Raw genomic sequence first — 18,823 nt, 5'->3', positions numbered from 1 at the left:
CAGGAATTGATCAGCTATTGAACAGGGATTTGCCGGCCGAGGCCCTGCAGGGCTGCCGTCTGCCTTGGCCGAAATCCCGGGGTTGGACGGGGTGATGTTCGGCTTCGGGCGGAACCCCGGCCGCCCGGGAGTCGGGTGTCAGTGCCTTGCGGCATGATGGAGGCATGAACCAGGAACAGCGTCCTGCCGGCAGCAGTGTTTCCGGTGCGGCCGCCCCCATGGGCCAGTTCAGCCGGCCCACCAGGGACTGGTTCCTTGGCGCGTTTTCCGAGCCGACTCCTGCGCAGGCCGGGGCCTGGAACGCCATCTCCTCAGGATCGCATGCGCTGGTGGTGGCCCCCACCGGCTCCGGAAAGACCCTCGCGGCCTTCCTCTGGGCGCTGGACAGGCTGCTCGCCTCGGCGTCCCAGGCCCCTGATCCCGCCGCTGCCGAAGCGCCCGCAAAAGGCAAGCGGGCCCGGGCGCCAAAGCGCAAGACCCGTGTCCTCTACATTTCGCCCCTTAAGGCTTTGGGCGTTGACGTGGAACGGAACCTGCGGTCCCCGCTGATCGGCATCACCCAGACGGCAAAGCGGCTGGGACTTCCCGCCCCGCTGATCACGGTAGGGGTCCGGTCCGGGGACACTCCCGCTGCGGACCGCCGGACGCTGTTGACCAACCCGCCGGACATCCTCATCACCACCCCGGAGTCGTTGTTCCTCATGCTCACCTCCAAGGCCCGCGAAACCCTTGCCGAGGTGGACACCATCATCATTGACGAGGTCCACGCCGTGGCCGGGACCAAGCGCGGGGCCCACCTTGCCGTGTCCCTGGAGCGGCTGGACGCGCTGCTGCCCAAGCCTGCGCAGCGCATCGGGCTTTCCGCCACGGTGGAGCCGCGGGAGCTGGTGGCCCAGTTCCTGGCCGGTTCAGCCCCCGTGGAGATCGTCGCCCCGCCGGCCAGGAAGAACTGGGACCTCACCGTATCGGTGCCCGTGGAGGACATGTCGGACCTGCAGGGCGCGGCAGGGGCGTTCGACTCCGGCCCGGCTTCCGGCCTGCAGCCGCAGGCTTCCATCTGGCCGCATGTGGAGGAAAAGATCGTGGACCTGGTGCTGGCCAACCAGTCCACCATCGTCTTCGCCAACTCCCGGCGGCTTGCCGAACGCCTCACGGCGCGGCTCAACGAGATCTACGCCGAACGCCAGCTGATTGCCGTCGGCGGGGGCTGGGACGATCCCGGCCCGGAAGGGCAGGCCGGCGCGCCCGGCACGCCGGGGGGACCGCCGTCGGGCATTCCCGCTTCAACCGCCACCCCTGCGCACATGATGGCCCAGGCCGGCAGCTCCGCGGGCGCTGATCCGGTCCTGGCCCGCGCCCACCACGGTTCCGTGTCCAAGGACCAGCGCGCGCTCATCGAGGACGACCTCAAGTCCGGGCGGCTGCGCTGCGTTGTGGCTACGTCGTCCCTGGAACTGGGCATCGACATGGGTGCCGTGGACCTGGTGGTGCAGGTGGAGTCGCCGCCGTCCGTGGCCAGCGGCCTGCAGCGGGTGGGACGCGCCGGGCACCAGGTGGGCGAGATTTCCCAGGGCGTCCTTTTCCCCAAGCACCGGGCAGACCTGGTCCACACAGCCATCACCGTGGAGCGGATGCTGGGTGGCAAGATCGAGCGGCTCAGCATCCCGGCCAATCCGCTGGACATCCTGGCCCAGCAGACCGTTGCCGCAACCGCCCTGGGCAGCATCGACGTGGAGGAGTGGTTCAGCACCGTCCGGCGCTCGGCACCTTTTGCTTCCCTCCCCCGGTCAGCATTCGAGGCGACCCTCGACCTCCTGGCGGGGCGCTACCCGTCCGACGAGTTCGCCGAGCTGCGGCCACGGATCATCTGGGACCGCAACGCCGGCACCATCGAGGGGCGGCCCGGAGCCCAACGCCTGGCCGTTACGTCCGGCGGCACCATCCCGGACCGCGGCCTGTTCGGCGTCTACATCATCGGCACCGAACAGGAGGGTGCTGCCTCCCCCTCCGGGGACGGCAAACCGGCGCGCGCACCAAAGGGCGGCAGGCGCGTGGGCGAGCTGGACGAGGAAATGGTCTACGAGTCCCGGGTGGGGGACGTCTTTGCCCTGGGCGCCACCAGCTGGAAGATCGAGGACATCACCCACGACCGCGTCCTGGTCTCCCCCGCGTTCGGGCAGCCCGGCAAGCTGCCGTTCTGGAAGGGCGATTCGCTGGGGCGGCCCGTGGACCTGGGCCGCGCACTTGGCGCCTTCGTCCGCGAACTGTCCGCGTCCGACGCCGGCCCTGCCACCGAGCGCTGCAAGGCCAGCGGCCTGGACGACTTCGCCGCCAACAACCTCATCCAGTACCTCAACGAGCAAAAGCAGGCCACCGAGGTGGTCCCCAGCGACACCACCCTGGTGGTGGAGCGGTTCCACGACGAACTGGGCGACTGGCGCGTGATCCTGCACAGCCCGTTCGGCATGCCGGTGCACGCGCCCTGGGCATTGGCTGTGGGGCAACGGCTGCACCAGCGCTACGGACTGGACGGCTCCGCCATGGCCGCCGACGACGGCATCGTGCTGCGGGTGCCCATGATGGAGGACGAGCCGCCCGGCGCCGAGCTGTTCCTCTTCGATCCCGAGGAACTCGAGCAGATCGTCACGGCAGAGGTGGGCGGCAGCGCCCTGTTTGCCTCGAGGTTCCGGGAGTGCGCTGCCCGTGCGCTGCTGCTGCCGCGCCAGACCCCGGGCAAGCGCCAGCCGCTCTGGCAGCAGCGCCAGCGGTCGGCCCAGCTGCTGGACGTGGCCAGGAAGTACCCCACGTTCCCCATCGTGCTGGAAACAGTCCGCGAATGTCTGCAGGACGTCTACGATCTGCCGGCGTTGAAGGACATCGCCGCGTCCGTGGAACGGCGTGAGCTGCGGATCCTGCAGACCACCACCCAACAGCCCTCGCCGTTCGCCAAGTCCCTCCTCTTCGGTTACGTGGCCCAGTTCCTCTATGAGGGCGATTCCCCGCTCGCCGAACGGCGGGCCGCCGCCCTGGCCCTGGACTCCACCCTCCTGAACGAGCTGCTGGGCCGGGTGGAACTGCGCGAACTCCTGGACGCCAAAGTCATCGAGGCCACCGAACGCGAGCTGCAGCGGCTGGCCCCTGACCGGCGTGCACGGGGCATGGAGGGCGTCGCGGACCTCCTGCGGTTGCTGGGCCCGCTGACGGCTGGGGAAACGGCGGCACGGCTCCAGGGTTCACAGCCGGCAGGGGACGCAATCCAGGTGCCCGAGCCCGGTGACGCTCCGCCGGTCGAGGCTGCGGCAACCGTGCAGGAGGCGGCGGCCCACCTGGCCGCGCTCCAGCGCGCCAACCGCGCCATCAAGGTCAACATCGGCGGGGTTGAACGCTTCGCCGCCGTGGAGGATGCAGCCCGACTCCGCGACGCCATTGGCGTTCCGCTGCCCATGGGCGTTCCGCTGGCCTTCATCGAGCCGGTGGCCGATCCCCTGGGCGACCTTGTCTCCCGGTATGCCCGGACCCATGGGCCCTTCACCGCTGCCGAAGCCGCTGCCCGGCTGGGCCTCGGTGTGGCTGTGGTGGGTACGGCCCTGAAACGCCTGGCAGCGGATGGACGCGTGGTGGAGGGGGAATTCCGGCCCCACGTCACCCCGCCCGAAACCGCGCCGCCGGAGGCCGGCGAACCTGCCGGACCACCGCCAGCCGATGAAGCCGCCAGCGCTCCCGTCCCCGACGTTGCGCACACTATCCCCAGCGAATGGTGCGACGCCGAGGTGTTGCGCAAGCTCCGCCGTCGTTCCCTGGCCGCGCTGCGTGCCGAAGTGGAGCCGGTGGACGCTGCCGCCTACGGACGCTTCCTGCCCGCGTGGCAGCATGTCAGGACTCCCGGCGGCGGCCGCGGCCAGCCCTCGCTGCGCGGCCTGGACGGCATCATCACCGCCATCGACCAGCTCTCAGGGGTGCCCGTCCCCGCGTCAGCCTGGGAGCCCCTGGTGCTGGCCACACGGGTATCCAATTACCAGCCCGCGATGCTGGATGAACTGATGGCTGCAGGTGAAGTCCTGTGGTCGGGGGCCGGGGCGCTCCCGGGAAACGATGGCTGGATCAGCCTTCACCTGGCGGACTCGGTGGAACTGACCCTCAACCCATCGCCCGAGTTTGAACCGGGGGACGCCGGCCAGCGGCTCCTGGACCACCTGCGGAACAACGGCGGCGGGTATTTCTTCCGCCAGCTGACCGAAGTGGCGGGCGGTATGGACGCCGTGCTGAGCGACCAGGAGGTGGTGGCTGCGCTGTGGGACCTCGCATGGGCCGGCAGGATCACCGGTGACACGTTCGCCCCGGTCCGGGCCTTGATCGCGGGAGGCCACACGGCCCACCGCCAGGTGGCAAGGGCACCACGTGCCAGGGCGCCGCGGCTCAGCCGGCTGGGCCGCTCCCACGGCACCGGCCTGATGGGCTCCCCCGGGCTGGCCGGCGGCCGGTATGGAACGCAGGGTGCCGCCACTCCGCCCACCGCCGCCGGGCGGTGGTCGGCGCTTCCCGAGCCTGAACTCGATCCCACCATCCATGCCCGCGCCACGGCGGAACTCCTGCTGGACCGCTATGGCGTGGTCACCCGGGGCTCGGTCATGGCCGAACAGATCGTGGGTGGCTTCGGCCTGATGTACAAGGTCCTGGCCCGGCTGGAGGAGGCGGGCCGCTGCCGCCGGGGGTACTTCATCGAACATCTTGGTGCCGCCCAGTTCGCTGTTCCGGCCACCGTGGACCGGCTCCGCTCCTACTCGGAAGACACGCAGCTGGCTAAGGCCGAACCGGTGGCCCTGGCCCTCGCCGCCACCGATCCCGCCAACCCCTACGGTGCGGCCCTCCCCTGGCCCGCGCTGCAGGACGACGCCGGAACCGGCCACCGTCCCGGCCGGAAGGCCGGCGCGCTGGTGGTCCTGGTGGACGGTGCGCTGGTTCTGTACGTCGAGCGTGGCGGGAAGACCCTGCTGGCCTTCAGCGATGACGAGGCCGTCCTGGCGGCGGCGGGTGCCGCGCTGGTGGGGGTGGTCACCCGCGGTGCGGTGGACAAGCTGATCATGGAGAAAGTGAACGGGCACGGCATCCTGGACACCCCGGTGGCCGCTGCCCTCAGCTCCGCCGGCGCCTACTCCACCCCGAAGGGATTGAGGATCCGTGCCTGAGGGCGATTCGGTTTGGCGGGCCGCCCGCCAGCTGCACCAGGCTTTAGCCGGACAGACGCTGCTCGCCTCGGACTTCCGCGTGCCCCGGTTCGCCACCCTCAACCTGGCCGGCTGGACCGTTGCCGAGGTGGTTCCCAGGGGCAAGCACCTGCTGATGCGGGTGGTCAGCCCGGAGGACAAACGGCTGACCATTCACTCGCACCTGAAGATGGAAGGCGCCTGGCAGGTGTATTCGCCTGGCGGAAGGTGGCGGAAGCCGGGATTCACCGCCCGGTGCGTGCTCCGCACGGCCGTGGCAGACGCCGTCGGCTTTTCCCTTGGCATTGTGGAAGTGGTGGCCACAGCCAATGAGGACTCCATCGTGGGATTCCTCGGCCCGGACCTCCTGGGCCCGGACTGGGACCCGGACGAGGCGGAACGGCGCATCCGTTCGCGCCCTGAGGTGCCGGTGGGGGTTGCCCTGCTGGACCAGCGGAACCTCGCAGGCATCGGGAACATTTACCGCTGCGAAACGTGCTTCCTGTCCGGGGTGCATCCCGCCACGCCGGTTTCCGGGGTCACGGACGTGCGGACCCTGATGACCGATGCCAAACAGCTTCTGGAAGTGAACCTCGGGCCCGGCCGCCGCGTCACCATCCTGAATGCCCGCGGCATGCCGGTGGGCAGGATGGCAGGCAGGCCCGGCTACTGGGTGTACGGCCGGGAACGCCAGCCCTGCCTGAAATGCGGCACGCCCATCCAGCGCGGACTCCTGGGCAAGCCAAACGGTGAGGAGGAGCGGGACATCTACTTCTGCCCGAAATGCCAGCCCGTACCCAGTTGATCTTTAGGCGCAGGTGGTCCTGTCAGGCGCAGCCCTCCGGAGCCATAGCGGTCCGTGCCTTGCCGTCGGTCTTCGGAACGGCGGCAGGAACCATGAAGCGCGGCAGCAGCACGTGGACCAGCGGACCAATGGCCAGGGCGTAGACCACCGTGCCCACGCCCACCGAGCCTCCCAGCAGCCAGCCGATGGCCAGCACGGACACCTCAATCAGCGTGCGCGACAGCCGGACTGACCACCCGGTCCGGCGCGCCAGTCCCGTCATCAGCCCGTCGCGGGCACCCGGCCCGAACCCGGCCCCGATGTAGCAGGCTGAGGCGACGCCGTTCACCAGGACGGCCCCTGCAAGAAGCCCGGCCTGGCCGGCCACGTGGGGTACGGCAGGAATCAGGGCCAGGCCGACGTCCGCAAATACGCCCACCAGGACCGCGTTGCAGAGAGTGCCGAAGCCGGGCATTTGCCGGAGCGGTATCCAGAGCAGCAGCACCAGGAAACTCACAGCGATGACCACCACACCGATGCTCAGACCCGTCCGGTTCGCCAGCCCCTGGTGGAACACGTCCCAGGGGTCCAGCCCCAGCCCGGCGCGGATGAACATGGCCAGGGAGATGCCGTACATGGCGAGGCCGGTGAAGAGCTGGAGGAGTCTGCGGGTCATCATGCAAACAACCATTCCATGCAACTGGCATTGGAATACATAGCCAGTTTGAGATACTGGCTACATGTCCACCACCTTGAGCGCCACCGCCCTGTCCCGCCTGCTTGGCACCTGGAACAACGGCACCGGCCCGGCCTACCGGGAACTGGCCGATGTGGTTCGGCTCCTGATCCTGGATGGCCGTGTGGCCCTGGACAGCGCGCTGCCCAGCGAACGGTCCCTTTCGGCAGCCCTCGGCATCAGCCGGACAACCGTTACCGCCGCCTACTCCAGCCTCCGGGAACAGGGCTTCCTCAGCAGCGGCCAGGGCAGCCGCGGCAAGACGCGCATCCCCGAACTCACGCCGTTCGGCCGGGCGCTTTACGGCCCGCAGCCGCGGCCGGCCGAACCGTTTACCGCACCTGGCCTCACCGCACCGGAAGGGTTGATCGACCTTGCCTATTCGGCCTTGCCTGCCAGCGGCGAGGTGGTGCACCGGGCCTTCGCCGCGGCATTGACGGAGCTTCCCGCCCTGCTGCCGGGATTCGGCTACGACGCCCTGGGATTAATGCCCCTGCGCCAGGCGATTGCGGACAGGTATTCGGCAGCCGGGGCGCCCACCCAGGCAGGCCAGATCATGGTGACGTCCGGCGCGCAGCATGCCCTGACCATCATCATCCGCACGTTGGCAGGCCGGCAGGACCGGGTCATGGTGGAACACCCCAGCTACCCGCACGCGCTGGATGCCATCCGGGCGGCCGGCTGCCGTGCCGTCCCGGTGGCTTTCACGAAGTCCGGCTGGGACCTGCCCGCCATGGAGTCGGCCATGGCCCAGCAAAAGCCAAAGCTCGCCTACCTGGTCCCCGACTTCCACAACCCCACGGGCATGATCATGCCGGACGCCCAGCGCCGGCGGCTGGTCCGCGCCGCCGCCGCTGCCGGAACCGTGCTGGTAGCGGACGAGACACTCCGTGAACTGAACCTGGACGGCGTCGCCACCACTCCACTGGCCGCCTTCGGCAGCACGGTGGTGTCCATCGGATCCCTCAGCAAGTCGCATTGGGGCGGCCTGCGCACCGGCTGGATCCGGGCCTCGGAAGCGATGATCCAGCGGTTTGCCGCGGCACGCACCACCCTGGACCTGGGCGGACCCGTCATGGAACAGCTCGCCGCCGCCCACCTGGTGCGGGCCCTGGACGAACCGCTGCCCGCGCTGCTGGAGACCCTCCGCGGCAACCGGGCAGCACTTCTCGGCCTCCTGGCCGAACATCTGCCCACCTGGCGCACCACGCGTGCAGCCGGCGGCCTGTCCATCTGGTGCCGGCTTCCCACGCCCATCAGCACGGCATTGACAGTGCTCGCGCCGGACTTCGGGGTCAGGCTGGCGGCGGGACCCCGGTTCGGCATCGGCGGCGCGTTCGAACGCAACCTGCGGGTGCCGTTCGCCCTTCCACCGGACAAGCTCGAAACGGCGGTGCTGGCGCTGCGCGCCGCCCAGGACAAGCTGGACTCGGCTCCCCAGCTGCGGCGCTCGCTCACCCATGCCCCCGCCGTCGCCATCGCCTGACCCGGGCCCGGACCGGCCGCCGTCGGAATCGCCGGAACGGTGCCAAATCGCCGGAGAGGTACGGCGATCCCGCACCGTTCCGGCGATTTGGAGCGCCACACAGAACGTTAGGGGCAGTTACGCGTACACGCGCTCCAGGAAACCGCCCCAGGCCTTGGCCGTGGTCGCGGAATCGGCGGTGCCGCTGAAGTCGTGCACGGTCATGCCAACGGGGGCACCGAAAGCGTTGCGGCCGAAGAACCGGTAGAGGGCGTCCGGGGTGCGCACGCCCAGGAAGTGCTCATTGGAGAAGTCCACCTCGCCTGTCAGCCGGCCCACGCCGTCGAGCTCCACATCCACCGCAGCGCCCTGCCCGGCCGCGCCGGCACGCAGCGCTTCGCGAAGCCGGATGAAACCATCGGGGGCCTGGGATGCCGCCGGTGCCTGGACGTCCGTAAACACCACAGGCCTGCCGTCGAAGTACTGCAGGTACTGGCCCAGCGTGTGCAGGTAGAACTCGGTGTGGCGGCTGGCGCCGTCGTACTGCTGGTCCCAGTTGTCCGCGAAGATGCCGCTGTGGACGTAGTGGAGCCGGGCCCGGCCGCCGTCCAGCGGTTCCAGCACATGTTCCAGCTGGTTGAACCAGCCGTCGGGCCCGTCCATCCGGGAGACCAGGTGGTGCGGGTACTCCTCCACCGTCCTGACGTCCGGCCACTGGTCCGTGGGGAACATCCATGCGGGCGTTCCATTGGTCACCGCTTCCCACACCCGCTCGGGCGTGCCGGGGAGCTCCGTGTCGTAGACGATTTCGAAGTTGCGGTTGTCGGTCATTTGTCCTGCTCCTTGCCTGGATGGGATTCGTTGGTTGCCGTGGGGGCACCGGTTTCTTTAAGGGCCGGGTGCAGCGCCACGACGAGCCGGTGCCGCCGCCCCCGTGGTGACGGGGCGTCGTCGTGATACTTGTCCACCAGCCGGGTGACCTCGGTGCCGAGCTCCTCGGCGAAGGCTGCACGGTCCGCCGCGGTGCGGAACGTGATCTCGCCATCAATGGCGAACGTAGCCAGCTTTTGCCGGGCAGCGGCGGCGCCGGCAATCAGCTTGCCCACCTCCTGGACCATCCGGCCCGCGAGCGCCAGCAGCCAAAAGGCGGAGAAGCGGTCTGCAAACCGTCGCGGGTCCGGGGACACCTCATTCAGCGCGATAGGTGAGATGAGGTAGGACGCCGCCGTGGCCTGCAGGACCCGCTCGGTCACATTGCCCTTGCGGCGTTCCTCCACCAGTTCCACCAGCCCGTGCCGCTCCAGCGCCTTGAGGTGGTAGTTCACCTTCTGCCGGGGCAGGCCGACACGGACAGCCAGCTGCGTGGCGGAAGCCGGCTGGACCAGCTCGCGCAGGATCCGGGTGCGGATAGGGTCCAGGGATACCTCGGCCGTGGCCGGGTCCTCGATGACGGCGATGTCCTGCATGCCTCCACTATCGCAACCGACAACTTTTATTGTCAAGAACTTTTTTATCGTCGGTGGCGGCTGGACCCGGCCCAGGAGGGCCACGGCGGCCCCGGTAGAATGGGCGGGTGATGCAATCCCCCCTTCCCGTGCGCGACGGCGTGAACGCCACCCGCCTGCGCCTTCCGGAAGAGGGTCCGTGGGACACGGCAATGGACTACATGATGCACCGCTGGGGACATATCGATCCGCAGGGCATCGAGGACAGGTTCGACGCCGGCGAGATCGTTGGCGAGGGCGGCGTCCCTTTGGACCGCGCCACTCCGCTGCAGGACCACACCTTCATCTGGTACTACCGCACGCTGCCGCCGGAGACGCGGCTGCCCGTGGAAATCAGCATCCTCCACCAGGACAACCACCTACTGGTGGTGGACAAGCCGCACTTCCTGCCCACCACCCCGGGCGGCACGTACATCCAGGAGTCGGCCCTGGTGCGCCTGCGCAACCAGTTGGACCTGCCGGACCTGATCCCCATGCACCGGCTGGACCGGATGACCGCCGGCGTCCTGCTCTTCTCCACCAACCCGCAGACCCGCGGCAGGTACCAGGTGCTTTTTGAGAAGCGGCAGGTGCAGAAGGAATACGAGTGCGTCTCGGCCGCCGAGCCCGCGCAGGGGTACCCCGCCATCGACCTTCCCGTGGTGGTGCGCAACCGGATGACCAAGTCCCGCAGCTACCTGCTGGCGGAGGTCATCGACGGCGAGCCGAACGCGGAAACCAGGATTGAGCGGCTGGAAACGTTCGACGGCGGCCCGGCGGCGGTTGCCGCGGGCACCGGTGCCGGCGGCAGGCCGCGCCTGGCCAGGTACCGGCTGGAACCGCACACCGGAAAGACCCACCAGCTGCGGGTGCACATGGCCTCACTGGGGCTGGGGATCGTGAACGACGCCTTCTACCCGGACCTGCTGGACAAAGCCCCGGACGACTACGCCAGACCGCTGCAGCTGCTGGCACGCGGCATACGGTTCGTGGATCCGATCTCCGGCCGGCCGGTGGAGTACCGCAGCGGCCTGGAACTCAGCGAAGCGGCCCCAACACGTCCCTGAACACCGCCTCCACGTCCGCGGTGTGCAGCACGAACTCCACCAGTTCCAGGCCGCTTGCCGGATGCGAGGCCCGGAAACCATCAACGGCCTCCAGCGCCGCCTGCGCCACCGCCGCAGCCGGCCACCCATAGGCTCCGGCCCCCACGGCCGGGAAGGCAAGCTCCCCGGCTTCCAACCTGTCGGCCAGCCGCAGGCTTTCGCTGAAGCAGGACACCAGGAGCGCACGGTTGGTCTGTCCGGCGCGGCGGTTGGGTCCCACCGTATGGATCACCCAGCGGGCCGGCAGCCGGAACGCCGGCGTGGCCACGGCGGCCCCGGTCTGCAGGCCGTGCGGCAGCGCCGTGACACGCAGCTCCCGGCACGATGCCAGCAATTCCGGCCCGGCGGCCCGGTGCAGCGCACCGTCCACTCCCCCGCCGCCCAGCAGCGAAGGGTCGGCGGCGTTCACCACCACGTCCACCCGCCGCTGCGTAATGTCGCCCTGCAGAACCGAGATCCGCATGCCGCCAGTTTCCCAAGTGCGGTACCTTGTGGCAATGGACTTCGGCGGCATTGACAGCTGGGGGGCGGCCCTTTATTTCTGGGTCATCCCGGTGGTGATCGGCGACGCCATTTTTCCGCCCATCCCGTCGGAGATGGTGGTGATTACCGGAGGCGCGCTGTCCGCCGACGGCCGGGCCAACGTGTTCCTGGTGCTTGTCCTGGCCGCCCTGGCCTCCTGGATGGGAGACATGGTGGTGTTCCAGCTCTTCCGGCGGCGGCTGAGCCATGTGCTGGACCGCTGGAAATGGGGCCGCCGCGTCCACGCCGGCATCCACGCCGGACTGGCCAAGGCGGGCCGTTCATCCACCTACGGCACCATCATCGGGGCCCGGTTCATCCCCGGCGGCAGGCTGGCCACATCGGCCGCCTCCGGGATCGCGAACGTCTCCGTGCGGGGCTTCAGCCTCTGCGCCGGGCTGGGGGCGGTCCTGTGGGCATGCTGGCTGGTGGGGCTGGGCTACTTCACCGGTTCGGCCACCAAGCTGCCGTTCTGGGCCAGCTCACTCATCGGCGTGGCCGTTGGCCTGGTGATCGGCGCCGTCGTGGGGATCATCGTCACCCGGCGGCGCGGTGACCGGTCGCCGGTGGAGGACGAGCCGATCCCCGACGCAGGCTAGACGGGCAGCCACTTGCCGCGGCTGCGCCGCAGCACGCTGAGCGAGCCTGTCAGCGCAACGCGTTCGACGGCGTCGCGCATCATGGCTGCCGACTCCACCGCCTGCCGGTTCTCGCCGCTGTACCCGCTGGCTTCGACGAGGAAGCGCAGGTTCAGCTGCGGCACGCCGCCGGCGAGCTGGAGCTGGTGCGCCTCCACGTGGTGGCGGGTGCCCAGCGCCTCCACGGCCGCGTCCATGACAGCCTCCGGCGGATTGCCCGGCCGCAGCCCGGTGATCTTGAGGCGGGTCTGGAAGGAAGGCATGCCTCCAACCCTATCCACACCCCCGCTCACATCCTGCTCCTGGACCCGAAACGCCCGCCCACCTTCCGGACGGGAGGTGGGCGGGCGTTCCATGGAAAGCCGCCAAACGTGAGCGGGCGTGTGCCTAGCCGGTGTTGCGGAGGCCCGCCGCCACGCCGTTGACGGTGATCAGCATGGCCCGCTGGAGGCGTTCGTCGATTTCCGCTCCGCTGATCCCGGCTTCGGTACGGATGCGGCGCAGGAGTTCCACCTGCAGGTAGCTGATGGGGTCCAGGTACTGGTCGCGGATTTCCAGCGAGCGCTTCAGCGTGGGCTGCGCGTCCAGGAGCAGGTTCTCGCCGGTCAGCTTCCGGACCTCGGCAACGGTGAGCTCATACTCGTCCCGGATGCTCCGGAACAGGTGGTGCAGCTCCTCCGGGACCAGGGTGGCCACGTAGTAGCCGGCGATGTCCATGTCCGTTTTGGCGAGCGTCATTTCCACGTTGGACAGCACCGAGCGGAAGAAGTGCCAGTGGTCCATCATCTCCACCAGCTGGGCGGAATGTCCGGCCTCGCGGGCGGCCTTGAGCCCGGAACCGACGCCGAACCAGCCGGGCACAATCTGGCGCGACTGGGTCCAGCCGAACACCCAGGGGATGGCGCGCAGGCCGCCGAGTCCGGCGCCGGAGTCGGGGCGCTTGGAGGGGCGGGAGCCGATGTTGAGGGAACCCAGCTGCTCCACGGGCGTGGAGGCCATGAAGTAGGCGGGCAGGTCCGGGTGGTCGATCAGCTTGCGGTAGCGGTCGAAGGCGGCATCCGAGATGGCCTCCATGACGTGCCCGTAACGCTCGCGCTGGTCCTCCGAGGTCCGCGGATCGCGGTGCAGGGCCGAACCCTGCAGCACCGCGGCGAGGGACAGCTCCAGGTTTTCCCGGGCAAGCTCGGGCAGGGAGTACTTGTCGGAGATGACTTCGCCCTGCTCGGTGAACTTGATTTCGCCTTCCAGGACGCCGTTCGGCTGGGCAAGGATGGCGTCGTAGGTGGGCCCGCCGCCGCGGCCCACGGAGCCGCCGCGGCCGTGGAACAGGCGGACACGCACCCCGTGCTTGGCGGCCACGTCGCGCAGTTTGCGCTGGGTCTTGTGGATCTCCCACTGGCTGGTCATCACGCCGGATTCCTTGTTGGAGTCCGAGTAGCCCAGCATCACTTCCTGGATGTCCCCGCGCAGCCGCACCAGTTCGCGGTAGGAGGGGTCGGACAGCAGCTGGTCCACGATCTCGGCCGAGGCGCGCAGCTCCTCGACGGTCTCCAGCAGCGGCGCGAAGCCGAGCTTGGCGTAGGGCTTGTCGCCAAAAAGGTTCACCAGGCCGGCTTCGCGGGCCAGCACGGCGGCGGCCAGGACGTCGTCGGCGCCGCGGGTCATGGAGATGATGTAGGTCTCGATGACGTCCGGGCCGTACATGCGCAGGGCTCGGCGGATCTCGCGGAAGACGTCATAGGTTCCGTCCGCGGCGCCGTCGAGCTTGATCGGGTGGCCGGACAGCGGGCGGCGGGAGGCCAGCTCGGAGCCCAGGACCTCGAAGCGTTCCTCGCGGCTCAGTTCGGCGTAGCGGAGCCCCGGGCCGCCGATCCGGTCCATCAGCTGCCCCACGGCGTCGTGGTGGTGGTCCGCGTGTTCGCGGATGTCCAGGGTGGCCAGGTGCAGGCCGAAGGAGGCGATGGCGCGGCGGACGCGGGCCAGGGACCCGTCCGCGGCCAGGGCGGCGGAATGGTTGCGCAGCGACAGTTCCAGCAGCTGCAGGTCCGCCATGAGTTCATCGGTTGCGTTGTAGTCGCGGCCGTGCTCGTGGTTGGAGTTTGCGGCCACCCGCTTGCCGGTGTTGATGAGCTTGGCCTTGATGCAGGTGAGCTTCAGCCGGTACGGCTCCTGGGCGTTCAGCTCCAGGACCCGCTTGTCCAGGCCGGGCAGCCTCTTCAGGTCCTCATCGATGGACTTCAGCAATGCCTCGTCCGCGCCTGCCAGTGCCGTGGAGTTGGACAGGATGGAAATCAGCTCATCGATCATGCCGATGCTGATCCGGATGGCGCTCTGGTTCTGGATCTGCAGGATTTCGCGGGTCACGGCGGCGGTGACATTCGGGTTGCCGTCGCGGTCGCCGCCGATCCAGGAGCCGAACCGGATGGGGGCGTCCTTGGACGCCAGGGTGACGCCGTGTTCGCCCAGGAGCTCGGAGAGCTCGGACAGCATCTCCGGCATGGCATCGGTGAGGATGCCGCCCAGGTAGTAGATGGCGTTCCGGGCCTCATCCACAGGGGTGGGCCGAACCTGGCGCAGCTCGTCGGTCTGCCACATCTGGTCAATGATCTCGGCCAGCTTCCGGTCCTGCCGGCGGCGTGCGGTGGACCCTTCGGCGGTGGGCTGGGCCAGGACGTCGGAGAGCTTGCGGATCTTGTCCAGGACGGAGCGCCGGGAGGCCTCGGTGGGGTGCGCTGTGAAAATGGGGCGCACGTCCAGCCCGTTGACCACTTCCTGCAGCACCCCGGGGCCGGCCTGGGTGGCGATCTCCGCCACGGTCTTGGCCAGCCAGCCGTCCTTCTCGGCCCGGGTCCGCAGGCCGCGAACGCGGTGGACCTGCTCGGCGGCGTTGGCCAGGTGGAAGTAGAACGCGAAGGCGCGCACCAGGTCGGTTGCCTGCTCGATGGGCAGGGATCCGAGCAGTTCACGGACCTGGGCAACGACGTCGTGCGCGCTCCAGGGGCCGGTGGCATGTGCACCGCCGCGGGCTGCTTCCTTGGATTCCTTGGTCAGGAGCCGGACCTGCTCCACCAGGTCCAGGAGTTCGGGTCCGTGCTGGCGGACCAGCGATTCCCCCAGAAGGGTGGAAACGCGGCGGACGTCCGCGCGCAGTTCGGAGGCGAGATCTGTTTCGGGCGCTGTTGCAGTGTGTGCCATTGAAGCAATCTTTCGAGGGTTATGGACTTGGCTCGTACACTGCGCTGGATACTGTGAGCCACGTTACTAGCTAAAGATGCTACCCCCGGTGCGGTGCAGCAGTGGAATCCGTCTCAAAAGATGTCGCGGTACCCCACATGGCGCTTCACGGCGTCCAGTTCCACGCGGAGCTGCTCCACCTCGCTGCGCCAGGCGGCATCGTCAGCCTTACGACGGCGGGCCCTCCCCGCCTGGACGGCGGCGGCCGCCAGCCCCACCGGCACCGAAACGGCCAGGGCCCAGCCGGCGGCTGCGAAGAAGTCCAGGGCCACAGGCAGCGCAGCGCGGAAGTCGATGAAGTCGTTGACCCCGCCGGCCATGCCCGCCAGGGCCCCATCAAGCGGCTCCAGGAACCGGCCCACCACCGGCGTCCCGGAAAGCGGCGGCGGAACGAGCTTGGCTTGCGCGTCCCCGCCCCAGCGCCCGTCCGCCAGGTGGTTCAGGACGTAGATGCCGGCGCCAACATTGGCTGCCATGAAGACGACGACGGCGGCGAGCGCGGCGAGGTCGGCCCGCCTGCGTCGCCATGCCAGCACCATGGCGCCGGCAACCAGCGCCGCCAGCCACGTAAGCGCCGCCAGCCACTCCCGATTCACTCCGGCAAGGATGTCCACCCCTCCATTCAACCCCGGCGGACCACCGTGCAACTGGAATCCGGGATGCCCAGCGGGTTGCCGGCGTCCGTCCGGCGGAATGAACCGTCCATGCCTGCGGTTGTAGCGGGGGCAACGCAACCGGAAGGAACCATGGCCACCACCCCAGCCACCCCCGCTAACGCCCCTGCCGCCAAGGTCGAGCGCTGGCAGCGCTTCCGCACCAGCCGGGACAAAGCCCTGGCAGCGCCGCACGGCTGGCTCACCCTCACCTCGTTCCAGTGGCTCGAAGACGCCCCCGCCGCCGTCGACCTGGCCCCGGGCCTGTGGTCCACGGACCCCGGAGGCACCGCGGCGTTCCTCACCGCTGCTCCGCCGGACGGGCTCACGCTGGTGGAGACGGGGGAAAAGGTGGACGGCACGGTGTCCGCCGTCCTGGCGGACGAGGAGTCGCTGATGTGGGTGCAGTTCGGCGGCCCCAATGGGGACCAGGTGGTGGTGGAACTGGCCATGCGCGGCGGGCGGTACGCCATCCGCACCCGGGACTCTGCATCTCCGGCCTTCACCGGGTTTGACGGCGTCCCCACCTACCCGTACAACCCGGACTGGGAGGTGGCGGGCCGGTTTGAGCCCTACCCGGCCCCGGTGGACGTGCCGATCAGCACCGCGAACCCCCTGGTGGACGGCGTGCACCGCAGCGTGGGGGAAGTGGTGTTCAGGCTGCCCGGCAGCAACCATGAGTTCCGGCTCCAGGCGGAGGAAGAGAAGCTCGGCGCCCTGACCGTCACGTTCCATGACGAGACCAACGGCGACACCACCGACGAATGGCGGAAACTCTCCATGCCCAGGCCCCGGCACGATGCCTCGGGCAGGGCGACCGTGGTGCTGGACTTCAACCGGGCCATCAACTACCCCAGCGCCTTCACGCCCTACGGCACCTGCCCCATGCCGGTGAGGAACAACAGCCTGGACATCCGGGTGGAGGCAGGCGAGAAGCAGCCGTACCCTGCCTAGGAGATGGCGGAGATCCCGGTGATGGCCCGGCCCACGATCAGGGTGTTCACCTCGAACGATCCCTCGTAGGTGTAGATGGCCTCGGCGTCGGCGAAGATCTTGGCCATCCGGTAATCGGTGACGATGCCGTTTCCGCCCAGGATGGAACGGCCCAGCGCCACGGTTTCCCGCATCCTGGCACTCAGGTAGGACTTGGCCAGCGCCACCTGCGGCATGTCGGCAGCACCCTGGTCCTGCAGCCTGGCGATCCCGGCCATCATGGCCATGCTGGCCACGGCGTTGCCCAGCATGGTCACCAGCTGCTGCTGGATCAGCTGGAAGTGTGCCAGCGGGCGGCCGAACTGCTCGCGTTCCACGGCGTACTGCCGGGCGACGTCGAACGCCGCCAGCTGCTGGCCCACCGTCTGCCAGGCCACCATGATCCGCGAGCTGCGCAGCAGTTCCTTGGTGTCCTCGAAGCTGTTGATCCCGCTGAAGCGGTCCGCCTCCGGTACCCGGACCTCCCGGAACACGATGTCCGCGTTCTGGACAGTGCGCAGCGCGATCTTGTTCTCGATCCTGCTCCGGCTTACCCCCGGCAGGGTGGCGTCCACGACGAAGCCCCGCACGGAACCGTCCCCCTCGTCCCGTGCCCACACCAGCATGTAGTCGCAGAATGTCCCGTTGCCGATCCACCGCTTGGCGCCGTTGAGCACCCAGGTGTCGCCGCCGTCGTCCGGCTCCCCGGTGCTGGACGATATCCGCCGTGCCCGCGTCTCCATGCCGCCCGCCACGTCGGACCCGTGCAGGGGTTCGGTGAGGGCGAAGGCGCCCGTGGTGCGCAGCTCCGAGGCGTCAGCCAGCAGCCGCTGCTTCTGGTCCTCGCTGCCGAAGGTGTGCAGGGACTCAACGAAGAGATCGTGGTGGACCAGGAAGAAGGTGGCGATGGAGGTGTCCACCCGGGTCATCTCCGCAATGACCAGCCCGGCGAACAGGTGGCTGTAGCCGCGGTGGGCGGGCGTGCTCAGTTCCAGCGCAGCCAGCTTGGGCAGGATGTGGGCGGGGAACTCGGCCTTGTTCCACCAGTCCCCGGCGTACGGCGCCACTTCGGCGGCCAAAAAGTCCCGCAGCTCGGCCAGCTTGTTCCTCTCGGCCTGGCCCAGCAGGGATTCGACGGCGAAGAAGTCCGCCGCGGGCAGCTGTGACACGTCAGGCGCGCTCATTTCGGCCCCATCCGGATGGCACCGTCAAGGCGGATGGTTTCGCCGTTCAGCATGGCGTTGTCCACGATGTGCGCCACCAGGCTGGCGTACTCCGCCGGCTTGCCCAGCCGGGACGGGTGCGGAACCTGGGCGCCCAGCGAGTCCTGGGCCTCCCGGGGCAAGCCGGCCATCATGGGGGTCTCGAAGATTCCCGGCGCAATGGTGACCACGCGGACCAGCGAGCGCGCCAGCTCCCGCGCGATGGGCAGCGTCATGGCGGCCACCGCCCCCTTGGACGCGGAATATGCAGGCTGGCCGATCTGCCCTTCAAAGGCCGCCACGGAGGCGGTGTTGATGATGACGCCGCGCTCCGGGCCGCCCAGCGCGGTGACGGCAGGCTCGGTGGCCACCATCGCCTCGGCCGCCAGCCGCAGGACGTTGAAGGTGCCGATCAGGTTCACCTGGATGACACGGCTGAACGTTTCCAGCGGCAGCACGCCGTCGCGTCCCAGGACCTTTCCGGGGGTGGCGATCCCGGCGCAGTTCACCACGATCCGGAGCGGCCCCATCCCTGCGGCGGTCCCGACGGCGGCCCGCACGTCCGCCTCGCTGGTCACGTCAGCGGGGGCGAAGACGGCGGACTGGCCGGCTTCGGCCCGGCCGTTGAGTTCGTCCGCGGCTGCCTGCCCGTTGGAGGACGGGAGGTCAACGAGCACTACGGAGGCCCCGCCGTCGAACAACCTCCGCGCCGTGGCAGCTCCCAGCCCGGAGGCACCGCCTGTCACCAGTGCGACGCAGCCCTTGATGTCCATACATCCTCCTTGATGCGTGTCCCCATGCCGCGGCGCGGCCTCGAGCAACA

General features: G+C 69.2%; 15 protein-coding genes. 6 read left to right on the top strand and 9 right to left on the bottom strand.

All coding sequences use genetic code 11. The features are described from left to right. The first annotated feature begins 164 nt into the window (after nt 1-164). The gene (locus ACEN9K_RS04235; RefSeq protein WP_495635226.1) at nt 165-5,186 is read left to right on the top strand and encodes an ATP-dependent helicase; all 5,022 of its coding nucleotides are present in this window, start codon (nt 165-167) and stop codon (nt 5,184-5,186) included. Further along, a complete protein-coding gene (locus ACEN9K_RS04230; protein ID WP_223993778.1) occupies nt 5,179-6,009 on the top strand; it encodes an Fpg/Nei family DNA glycosylase in 831 nt (276 codons plus the stop codon). The genes ACEN9K_RS04235 and ACEN9K_RS04230 overlap by 8 nt, the downstream gene beginning before the upstream one ends. Nucleotides 6,010-6,031: 22 nt before the next feature. Here the strand turns inward: ACEN9K_RS04230 and yczE are convergent, their stop codons facing one another. After that, nucleotides 6,032-6,667 (bottom strand): membrane protein YczE, encoded by a 636-nt coding sequence (yczE, locus tag ACEN9K_RS04225; RefSeq protein WP_018770845.1) that lies wholly within the window; start codon nt 6,665-6,667, stop codon nt 6,032-6,034. A gap of 61 nt (nt 6,668-6,728) precedes the next feature. Between yczE and yczR the strand changes: the two genes are divergently transcribed. After that, entirely contained in the window at nt 6,729-8,210 is a 1,482-nt protein-coding gene (gene yczR / locus ACEN9K_RS04220) for a MocR-like transcription factor YczR (RefSeq protein WP_478222372.1), read from the top strand. Between the two features lie 117 nt (nt 8,211-8,327). On the opposite strand, the gene ACEN9K_RS04215 is transcribed toward yczR, so the two are convergent. Next, on the bottom strand, nt 8,328-9,020 hold the full coding sequence (locus tag ACEN9K_RS04215; protein WP_488315101.1) for an SRPBCC family protein: 693 nt from the start codon (nt 9,018-9,020) through the stop codon (nt 8,328-8,330). Next, entirely contained in the window at nt 9,017-9,655 is a 639-nt protein-coding gene (locus ACEN9K_RS04210; protein WP_495635225.1) for a helix-turn-helix domain-containing protein, read from the bottom strand. Before ACEN9K_RS04210 ends, ACEN9K_RS04215 begins: the two co-directional genes overlap by 4 nt. Nucleotides 9,656-9,765: 110 nt before the next feature. On the opposite strand from ACEN9K_RS04210, the gene ACEN9K_RS04205 reads away from it, so the two are divergent. Further along, complete coding sequence (locus ACEN9K_RS04205) at nt 9,766-10,740, top strand: RluA family pseudouridine synthase (protein WP_495635677.1); 975 nt, start codon at nt 9,766-9,768, stop codon at nt 10,738-10,740. On the opposite strand, the gene ACEN9K_RS04200 is transcribed toward ACEN9K_RS04205, so the two are convergent. Then, on the bottom strand, nt 10,712-11,242 hold the full coding sequence (locus tag ACEN9K_RS04200; protein WP_056392153.1) for an O-acetyl-ADP-ribose deacetylase: 531 nt from the start codon (nt 11,240-11,242) through the stop codon (nt 10,712-10,714). The two genes, ACEN9K_RS04205 and ACEN9K_RS04200, sit on opposite strands and share 29 nt — an antisense overlap. Between ACEN9K_RS04200 and ACEN9K_RS04195 the strand changes: the two genes are divergently transcribed. Continuing rightward, on the top strand, nt 11,241-11,900 hold the full coding sequence (locus ACEN9K_RS04195) for a DedA family protein (protein ID WP_018770839.1): 660 nt from the start codon (nt 11,241-11,243) through the stop codon (nt 11,898-11,900). The genes ACEN9K_RS04200 and ACEN9K_RS04195 overlap by 2 nt on opposite strands. Here the strand turns inward: ACEN9K_RS04195 and ACEN9K_RS04190 are convergent. The 3 genes from ACEN9K_RS04190 to ACEN9K_RS04180 form a co-directional block, all read right to left on the bottom strand. After that, on the bottom strand, nt 11,897-12,202 hold the full coding sequence (locus tag ACEN9K_RS04190) for a hypothetical protein (protein WP_056392155.1): 306 nt from the start codon (nt 12,200-12,202) through the stop codon (nt 11,897-11,899). The genes ACEN9K_RS04195 and ACEN9K_RS04190 overlap by 4 nt on opposite strands. A gap of 124 nt (nt 12,203-12,326) precedes the next feature. After that, the gene (gene ppc / locus ACEN9K_RS04185) at nt 12,327-15,134 is read right to left on the bottom strand and encodes a phosphoenolpyruvate carboxylase (protein WP_134165142.1); all 2,808 of its coding nucleotides are present in this window, start codon (nt 15,132-15,134) and stop codon (nt 12,327-12,329) included. A 113-nt stretch (nt 15,135-15,247) separates the two neighbouring features. Beyond that, complete coding sequence (locus ACEN9K_RS04180; protein ID WP_018770836.1) at nt 15,248-15,787, bottom strand: hypothetical protein; 540 nt, start codon at nt 15,785-15,787, stop codon at nt 15,248-15,250. Between the two features lie 132 nt (nt 15,788-15,919). Here ACEN9K_RS04180 and ACEN9K_RS04175 point away from each other — a divergent pair, with 132 nt between their 5' ends. After that, nucleotides 15,920-16,780 (top strand): DUF1684 domain-containing protein, encoded by an 861-nt coding sequence (locus ACEN9K_RS04175; RefSeq protein ID WP_495635224.1) that lies wholly within the window; start codon nt 15,920-15,922, stop codon nt 16,778-16,780. Here the strand turns inward: ACEN9K_RS04175 and ACEN9K_RS04170 are convergent. Further along, complete coding sequence (locus ACEN9K_RS04170) at nt 16,777-17,982, bottom strand: acyl-CoA dehydrogenase family protein (protein ID WP_134165143.1); 1,206 nt, start codon at nt 17,980-17,982, stop codon at nt 16,777-16,779. The genes ACEN9K_RS04175 and ACEN9K_RS04170 overlap by 4 nt on opposite strands. Continuing rightward, nucleotides 17,979-18,773: an SDR family NAD(P)-dependent oxidoreductase gene (locus ACEN9K_RS04165; RefSeq protein ID WP_056392160.1), complete on the bottom strand. Its 795-nt coding sequence runs from the start codon at nt 18,771-18,773 to the stop codon at nt 17,979-17,981. Before ACEN9K_RS04165 ends, ACEN9K_RS04170 begins: the two co-directional genes overlap by 4 nt. Nucleotides 18,774-18,823: the final 50 nt, after the last annotated feature.

The organism is Pseudarthrobacter sp. Pseusp20 (assembly GCF_059492155.1).
This window is presented reverse-complemented; position numbering and strand designations above follow the sequence as displayed.

Coding starts and splice junctions, on each gene's coding strand:
- ACEN9K_RS04210 (WP_495635225.1), bottom strand. CDS start 9,655: ATGCAGGACATCGCCGTCATCGAGGACCCGGCCACGGCCGAGGTATCC.
- ACEN9K_RS04190 (WP_056392155.1), bottom strand. CDS start 12,202: ATGCCTTCCTTCCAGACCCGCCTCAAGATCACCGGGCTGCGGCCGGGC.
- yczR (WP_478222372.1), top strand. CDS start 6,729: ATGTCCACCACCTTGAGCGCCACCGCCCTGTCCCGCCTGCTTGGCACC.
- ACEN9K_RS04200 (WP_056392153.1), bottom strand. CDS start 11,242: ATGCGGATCTCGGTTCTGCAGGGCGACATTACGCAGCGGCGGGTGGAC.
- ACEN9K_RS04170 (WP_134165143.1), bottom strand. CDS start 17,982: ATGAGCGCGCCTGACGTGTCACAGCTGCCCGCGGCGGACTTCTTCGCC.
- ACEN9K_RS04195 (WP_018770839.1), top strand. CDS start 11,241: ATGCCGCCAGTTTCCCAAGTGCGGTACCTTGTGGCAATGGACTTCGGC.
- ACEN9K_RS04205 (WP_495635677.1), top strand. CDS start 9,766: ATGCAATCCCCCCTTCCCGTGCGCGACGGCGTGAACGCCACCCGCCTG.
- ACEN9K_RS04235 (WP_495635226.1), top strand. CDS start 165: ATGAACCAGGAACAGCGTCCTGCCGGCAGCAGTGTTTCCGGTGCGGCC.
- ppc (WP_134165142.1), bottom strand. CDS start 15,134: ATGGCACACACTGCAACAGCGCCCGAAACAGATCTCGCCTCCGAACTG.
- yczE (WP_018770845.1), bottom strand. CDS start 6,667: ATGATGACCCGCAGACTCCTCCAGCTCTTCACCGGCCTCGCCATGTAC.
- ACEN9K_RS04175 (WP_495635224.1), top strand. CDS start 15,920: ATGGCCACCACCCCAGCCACCCCCGCTAACGCCCCTGCCGCCAAGGTC.
- ACEN9K_RS04215 (WP_488315101.1), bottom strand. CDS start 9,020: ATGACCGACAACCGCAACTTCGAAATCGTCTACGACACGGAGCTCCCC.
- ACEN9K_RS04165 (WP_056392160.1), bottom strand. CDS start 18,773: ATGGACATCAAGGGCTGCGTCGCACTGGTGACAGGCGGTGCCTCCGGG.